This window comes from Dapis purpurea BLCC-M126 (genome assembly GCF_050015975.1).
Lineage (GTDB): Bacteria > Cyanobacteriota > Cyanobacteriia > Cyanobacteriales > Microcoleaceae > Trichodesmium.
Genome location: NZ_JBNHER010000131.1, coordinates 43649 through 51899 on the forward strand (window position 1 = coordinate 43649; position 8251 = coordinate 51899).

At 33.5% G+C, this 8251-nt stretch carries 4 protein-coding genes and 1 pseudogene; 4 read left to right on the forward strand and 1 reads right to left on the reverse strand.

The annotated features are described in order from the left end of the window. Positions 1-25 precede the first annotated feature (25 nt). Together ACP6PL_RS11795 and ACP6PL_RS11800 are read left to right on the forward strand one after the other, a co-directional pair. The gene (locus tag ACP6PL_RS11795; RefSeq protein WP_426545452.1) at positions 26-973 is read left to right on the forward strand and encodes an Npun_F2552 family protein; all 948 of its coding nucleotides are present in this window, start codon (positions 26-28) and stop codon (positions 971-973) included. 390 nt (positions 974-1363) lie between these two features. Next, a complete protein-coding gene (locus tag ACP6PL_RS11800; RefSeq protein WP_426545453.1) occupies positions 1364-4129 on the forward strand; it encodes a UPF0182 family membrane protein in 2766 nt (921 codons plus the stop codon). A 749-nt stretch (positions 4130-4878) separates the two neighbouring features. On the opposite strand, the pseudogene ACP6PL_RS11805 reads toward ACP6PL_RS11800, so the two are convergent. Next, positions 4879-5322 (reverse strand): annotated as a pseudogene (locus ACP6PL_RS11805) (Uma2 family endonuclease); the annotation flags it as partial. 521 nt (positions 5323-5843) lie between these two features. On the opposite strand from ACP6PL_RS11805, the gene ACP6PL_RS11810 reads away from it, so the two are divergent. Continuing rightward, positions 5844-6782, forward strand: a complete 939-nt coding sequence (locus tag ACP6PL_RS11810) for a TlpA family protein disulfide reductase (protein WP_426545454.1) — start codon at positions 5844-5846, stop codon at positions 6780-6782. 255 nt (positions 6783-7037) lie between these two features. Continuing rightward, positions 7038-8240 (forward strand): RNA-guided endonuclease InsQ/TnpB family protein, encoded by a 1203-nt coding sequence (locus ACP6PL_RS11815; protein ID WP_426545455.1) that lies wholly within the window; start codon positions 7038-7040, stop codon positions 8238-8240. Positions 8241-8251: the final 11 nt, after the last annotated feature.

Here is an 8251-nt window from a genome sequence, read left to right on the forward strand (position 1 = left end):
TAAATTAAATTAGTCAAAAAAAATTATGTCTAATGTCAGTTTAATCCGTGCTAATTCTTATAAAATTAATGAATTAGAAAAATTAATAGAGAATCTTTTAGAACCATTAGGGGGAATTAATTCTTTTGTCAAACCAGGTGATCGTGTTCTACTTAAACCAAATTTGCTCACAGGTTCTCGCCCAACCAAAGAATGTGTAACCAGAAGAGAAATAGTTTATTGTGTAGCTAAAATGGTAAAAGAAGCAGGTGGTAAACCTTTTTTAGGTGATAGTCCTGCTTTTGGTAGTGCTATGGGTGTGGCGAAAGCAAATGGTTATTTATCTTTGTTAAAAGATTTTGATTTACCAATAGTTGAATTTCATGGCAAACGTTACGACATAGTTAGTCAAGAATTTAATCATTTACTATTAAGTAAAGAAGCAATGGCAGCAGATGTAGTAATTAATTTGCCTAAGCTTAAATCTCACGTTCAACTAACTATGACAATGGGAGTCAAAAACTTATTTGGTTGTGTGCCTGGAAAAATGAAAGCTTGGTGGCATTTCGAGGCGGGTAAAGATGCTCATCGTTTTGGAAAAATGCTGGTAGAAACAGCAAAAGCAATTAATCCAGATTTGACTATTATTGATAGTATTATCGGTCACGAAGGAAATGGTCCTATTGGTGGAGAACCTCGCAATGTAGGTATTTTGGGGGCATCTACAGATGTATTTGCTCTTGACAAAACATTTGTAGAAATTTTAAAGGTTAATCGAGCAGAAGTTCCGACAGTAGCAGTTGCTGAGGAAATGGGATTTTGTTCTGATTTAAAGATGGTTAATTTTCCTTTATTACAGCCTGCTGAAGTGGAGGTAGAAAATTGGCAGTTACCAACAACTAAGACACCTATTGATTTTGGTGTTCCACGGATAATCAGGTCTACTTTTAAACATTTATTTGTTAAGTTTATTCGAGAACCAATGAATATTTAATATTAGGGAGTAGGGAGTAGGGAATAGACAAGAAGATGTAGCTATTTTTTTAAAAGAAATTAAGACTGAAATATAGCTTGTCCTCTGTAGGGGTTTTGGAGACCAAACCCCTACTTTCATCGACAGTGAAATTTCAATTTATGAGGGTATTTAAGTTTGAATACTAAGTCCGGTTATTAAAAGTACCTTTGAATGTTTAATATTAGGGAGTAGGGAATAGACAAGAAGATGCAGCTATTTTTTTAAAAGAAATTGAGATTGAAATATAGCTCGTCCTATGTAGAGGTTTGTAGAGCAAACCCCTACTTTGATTGGCACTTTAATACATAAAGCTTCTGTCTAAACCGGATCTAGTATAATAGACTTCTTAATACAAAACAATGGAAAATTATGAAAATACAAAATTCTATAATAATTGCATTTAGTTTAATTTTTTTAGTTGTTGTTTCCCTTTCTCGAACTTTAGTTCATTTATTAACTGAAGTATGGTGGTTTAATGCTGTTAATTTTGCTGATGTTTTTTGGACAAGATTAAGTTGGCAAATATTTCTTTGGGTGGGTACATTTTTTATTTACGGTTTGTTTCTTTGGGGTAATTATTGGATAGCTGAAAAATTGACAAGCGATCACTCATATAGTTTTTTGAGAGGAACTGAATTAGCTCCCTATAGTAATATCTTCACTAAAGCCATAGTAATTATAAATATTCTGCTGATATCTTTAAGTGCAGCAACAACTACATATCCAGCTTGGGAGACTTTTTTGAAATTCTTAAATGCTGTAGATTTTGAGATTCAAGACCCAATTTATCAAAGTGATATAGGCTTTTATCTATTTAAATTACCCTTATATGAAGGAATTAAAGATTGGTTATTTACCCTACTTGTTGGTGGATTAGTTATTGCTATTATAGTTTATGCTTTGAAAGGTAAATTTACCAATCAGCGAAGATGGCAAAATTTCTTAACAGGTTCAATTAAAACTCATATTAGTCTGCTAGTGGCTGGAATTACGATTTTAGTTGCAGTAGGATTTTGGTTAGAACGTTATGAATTACTTTTTGACTCTAATGGAGTAGTTTTTGGAGCTGGATATACAGATGTTCATGCAAAACTTCTTGCCTATTGGGTTATGGCAATAATGGCATTATTATTAGCAGTAGTTTGTGTACTTTCTATCTGGAAAAATAATATTCTGTTGCCGACTTATGGGGTGGTTATTTATATAGTTCTCTTTGGATTATTCAATGTTTTATATCCTGGGTTTCAGCAGAAATTTATAGTCAATCCTAACGAACTGGAAAAGGAAAAACCCTACATAGCAAATAATATTAAATTTACTCGTGAAGCTTATGGTTTAGATGATGTAGAAACCAAAAATTTTCCAGCTAAATCAGAATTAGATAGTCAAACATTAGAAAAGAATCAAGCTACAGTTCGTAACATTAGACTTTGGGATTATCGACCTCTACTCAGCACCTATCGTCAACTCCAAGAAATTCGACTTTATTATCGATTTAATGATGTAGATGTTGACCGTTACACTATTGATGAAAATTACAGACAGGTAATGCTTTCTCCTAGGGAAATGGTTTATTCTCAAGTTCCTAGAAAAGCACAAACTTGGGTAAATAAACACTTAAAATATACTCATGGTTATGGGTTAGTAATGAATCCGGTAAATGAAGTTAAACCAGATGGTTTGCCTGTGTTATTTATCAAAGATATTCCCCCAGTTTCTCAGGTAAATCTTCAGGTGGAGGAACCAGCTATTTACTATGGAGAAAAAACCGATACTCATATTTTTACGGGCATGAGTACCGAAGAATTTGATTATCCACGAAGTGGTGAAAATGCTTTTACTTTCTATACTGGTACGGGAGGAGTTCCAATAAATTCTCTGTGGCGAAAACTTGCCTATGCTTATGACTTAAGTAGCATTAATATTTTAATTTCTGGTTACTTTACTGACAATTCAAAAATTCATTACTATCGAGAGATAAAAGAAAGAGTAGAACAAGTTGCACCCTTTTTAAGATTTGATAATGACCCTTATATTGCTCTGATTGACGGAAAAATGCAATGGATATTAGATGCTTATACAGTTAGCGATCGCTATCCCTATTCCGAACCACTTTATTTGAGTAATAATGCTAGGGCAATATTGAATAGAGGTAATATTGAGCGGATTGCTAGAGGAAATGTTAATTATATTCGGAATTCTGTGAAAGTTATGATTGATGCCTACAACGGCACAATGAAATTTTTTGTAGTAGATGAAAATGATCCGGTGCTAAATACTTACCGCAAAATATTTCCTGAATTATTCACAGAAAAATCAGAAATTCCAGCCAATATTAAAGCACATTTTCGCTATCCTTTAGACCTATTTAAAATTCAAGCTCAAATGTATTTGTCATACCACATGAGCGAGCCACAATTATTTTACAATCAAGAAGATTTATGGAGGTTTCCTACAGAAATTTATGAAGAGAATAAACAATTAATGGAACCCTACTATTTAATTATGCGGTTACCAGAACAAAACAAAGAGGAATTTGTTTTGATTTTGCCATTTACTCCAGTTAATAAAGATAATATGATTGCCTGGATGGCAGCACAATCAGATGGGGAAAATTACGGTGAATTATTGTTATATGAATTCCCCAAACAAAAGTTAGTTTATGGTCCTAGTCAAATCGAAGCTCGCATCGACCAAAATCCTCAAATATCCCAACAATTAACTCTATGGAGTCAGAAAGGTTCCAAAGTAATTCGTGGAGATTTATTAGTAATTCCTATAGAAGAATCATTAATGTATGTAGAACCAATTTACCTCAGAGCTGAACAGGGAGAATTACCAGAATTAAAAAGGGTAATAGTTGCTTATGACAAAGAAGTTGTCATGGCAGAAACTCTCAATCAATCTTTAGCAGCAATTTTTGGTAGGGAAGTCGAAAAACAAGAAATTCAAGTTACAGAAAAAACGTCAGAAACAGAAAATATTTCTGAGTTGATTAATGCAATAGTAGAAGTTTATAGTCAAACTGAAGCAGCAAGACGACAAGATAATTGGGTAGAATATGGTAAATCTAAACAAGAATTTGAACAACTGCTTCAACAGTTAAAAAAGCAAACAGAAAATAATCAAAATTAGCATGAGGGAGTAGGGAGCAGGGAATAGACAAGAAGATACAGCTATTTTCCACACTAAAAGAAGACTAAAATATGCCTCTGTATCTGTAAGGGTTTGGTTACTAAACTCCTACTAGACTGACACGCCTTAAATGGTGCAATAAATTTTTAGGAAAAGTCTGAATTTATCAGAGATTAAGTCATTTTTCTAATGCACAGTTTTAGCTGTGTCAGTCCACTACTTTAATCAAATTAATTTAGGGGTTTTGCTGCGCTACATATTTGCGCAGCATTCCGCAGGAAAAGGTGTGGTGGTGCGTAGCACTATCGCCACTCACTTTATCTAAAATCTAAAAACTAGAGCGCAATAGTTGAATTAATTATCAATATTAAGACGAGTGAAGCAATAAATATAATTCGGGAAGGCATCCTAACTACCCGAAAATATAATGAACGGACAAGATGCTTATTCTACAACCTGCTTTAATAGACTTGTCGCTTTATAACTAAAAAAAACTGGCAAACCATTGTCATGTAAGGATTTTAGCTATTCTTAATCAAAAACGTCTGGAATTGATGCTGTATCTCAATTTGAGCGATTTTTTCCATATATTTAGCGACAACTCTAATATTTAGCTAATAAATTAGGTCTCAAAGCTCATCTGGGTTAATACCTCTTTCCCTCAAAATTTATGCTAGTCGTTTGGCACGTTGTCTTTCTTTTTGTGCTTGTTCGTATCCTGTTAATAAAATCCTACCTGACTTATCGCATCACCGCAGGCAATTATATTCTTTACCCTCTAATTTGCCCGACCAAATTATTAATCTTAACTCTACTTGTGACAAAAATAAATTATCTAAAATAATATAATTTTTTTTCTGCAAATTTATCATTTGGAGTATAAGTTTACCTAATTTATGAAGTGGGTCAAAAACTACATAATAAGCTACTCCAGCACGAGCATAATCTTGCAATTTACTATCTAGTTCATTTCCGATTTTATGATCAACAATTTCAATTGCTACCTTTGGGGATTTGCCGAACTCCCAGACAAAATAGGAAGGATTATTTTTTTGACTCCAATCTTCAGCAACTTCTATTTCTAAACTTAGGAGAATATCTGGTACGAGATGAGGCTGTTTAATAGCAAAAAAAAGTGGCACATTAGCAGTAGCTAAAAATGCTTTATCTGTCTGGAAATAACTATAGAGAGTAGACGTTAATAGTCGCCCTTATTTTTCATAAATCAGGCGAGCCACAGGTCTATCATTTTCTGTGATTAGATGACTAATATCAGGAGTTGGTACTTCCCAATTTTAACCCTGCATTTTCTGATATTTTTGATGATGATTCAATATTTACTTCTGTTGGAGATTTAGACATAATTTTTGATTACTGTTTAGCTCCAAACTATTGTTATAATGTAAGGAATTAGCCCTCAGCTAATAGCCAAAGATTTGTGTAAAAATAACCTGAACAGTTTTTTTGATGAAAGCTAGATTTTACAATTAATTTAAGATAAAATTTGTACAACTTATTTTTACATAGATCCTAAATGGTTAGTTGATAATTAATCATAAGAATTATCATACTGGTAAGGTATAAAATTATAAGTTTTAGGGGAAACTTTAACTGGCAAAATGGCAGTAATCTCATCTCATACCATGGCTGAGTTATTTTACAAAAAAATACTGATAACTGATATTGCTGATAACTGATATTGCTGATAACTGATATGATGTTATTTATTTTAGCTTCTACATCCTCAAATATAGTGGGTAGTATTCTCCTCTTGACTGGTATTGCTAAAGTTATAGAACCTTGGAAATTCATCCAATATATTACTACACTTAATTTAGTAAATTCTCAATTAATTATACCTGTTGCTCTAACTTTTACTGCAATTGAATCAGCTCTAGGAGTTGGTTTAATCTTAGGAGTTTTTCCCACTCTAATAATACCTGTAAGTATTTTATTATTGTTTGGTTTATCAATGCTTACCTACTGGAGTACATCAACTGGTAAAACTAAAGATTGTGGTTGTTATAACGGTTGGTTAGAAATTACTCCTACCCAAAGTTTAATCCTAAATACTATTTATATTTTTCTGTTAACATTCGCTGAATTTTTTGGTAAATATCAGCCTACTATTCTTTGGCAATGGCTAGTAGTATTAATAACTTTTATAACTAGCTATGCTCTAGTTGCTGGCTCCCTAGAATATATGCAAGAAAATGGTCGTCCTTATATTGATTTTACCCCATTACAAGAAAACCGAATATGGCAAATAGAATGGTTAGGAGAAGATTCAAAATCTTTAATGTCTGGATCTGTAATTGTGGTTTTTATGAGTATTGAATGTTCTCAATGTAAACATTGGTTGGGTGTGTTGAAATTGGTGCAATGGCAAGATGATTTACCAGCAATAGTGGGATTAATAGATACTAAAAATATCCAAGCAGGGCAGAATTTTGTAGATAGATATTTTTTGAATTTTCCTGTTGTCGCAGTGGATAAAAGGTTGTATAGAAAATTGAATATAGAGGTAGTACCCACGGCGGTTCTTTTAGAAAATGGGGTGATTCAAGAAAAATGGATAGGGTTAATGCCGATGTGGTTTATTAATAAGATTAATCAGGATCAAGGGGCGATAAGCACTTCAAAACCATTGTGAAATAATAGTTCAGACTATTAGACATCTCCGATGATAAAAAATAAAATAAATTAAATTATCGCACAGAAATAATTAATTCTTTCCCCCTACTCCCTATTCCCTGTTTTCGCGAGATGTCTATTAGATATATATTGAAAATAAAAATTTTTTTACCAGAAAATTGGGTTTAAAGCCTCGCCCTTCAAGGGCGACTTTTTAGCAGTTGATTTTATTTCAATAAATATGTTATCATGTTGTTAGTTTAATAGTCAAATTATGAAAGCTAGATTTAAGTATCGTATCTATCCCACACTCGGACAAAAATACCGATTAGCAAAGCTATTTGGTTGTGTCCGTGTGGTGTGGAATGATAGTCTAGCTTGCTGCCAAGAAAAGTATACTTCAGGAGAAAAGAAACCCACTAATGCTGAACTACAAAAGCTTTTTATTACTCAAGCTAAAAAGACTGAAGGCAGAGAATGGTTATCAGAGATTTCTGCTATACCATTGCAGCAATCATTGAATGATTTAAACCAAGCTTATCAAAACTTTTTCAAATCGACTAAAGGCCAGAGAAAAGGTAAACCTGTTAAACCTCCTAAATTTAAAAGTAGAAAGTCAAAGCAAACTGCTAGGTTTACAAAGGGAGGATTTAAAGTTGGTCAACATAAAGTTTATTTAGCTAAGATTGGAAAGCTGAAAATAGTTTGGTCAAGAGAGTTACCTGCTACTCCATCATCAGTAACAGTAATCAAAGATTCAGCTCATAGATATTTCTTAAGTTTTGTCGTAGAAATACAACCAGAAATCTTACCTCAAACTGATAATTCAGTAGGTATAGATTTAGGCATTTCTACCTTTGCTACATTGAGCGATGGTACAAAGGTTGATGCTCCTAAGCCACTGAAGAAACGAATTAAGAAATTAAGAAAGTTAAGTAAGTCATTATCTCATAAAACTAAAGGGTCAAAAAGGTATGAAAAAGCAAGGATTAGAGTTGCTAAGTTCCATGCCAAACTGAAAGATACAAGGACAGATTTTCTACATAAATTATCTACTAAAATAATTCGTGAAAACCAAACAGTTGTTTTAGAAGATTTAAACGTTTCTGGTATGGTAAAGAACCGGAAATTATCCAGAGCAATTTCAGATTTAGGTTGGAGAACATTCAGGACTTTTCTAGAAGGAAAAGCAGAAAAATATGGTCGCGATTTCAGAGTAATTAGTCGTTGGGAGCCAACATCCCAAGTTTGCTCAAATTGTGGGTTTAAAGGTGGTAAACTTGATTTATCAATTCGCGAGTGGGAATGTCTCAACTGTGGTGCAAAACATGATAGAGACGAGAATGCAGCGATAAATATATTAGTCGCGGGCGGGCAGTCCGAGACATTAAACGGACGTGGAGGCAAGCGTAAGACCACCGCCAAGGAGGCAGCAGCCAATGAAACGTCAACCCGCCGAGGAGCTACGGTTCGGTAGGAATCCCCGCG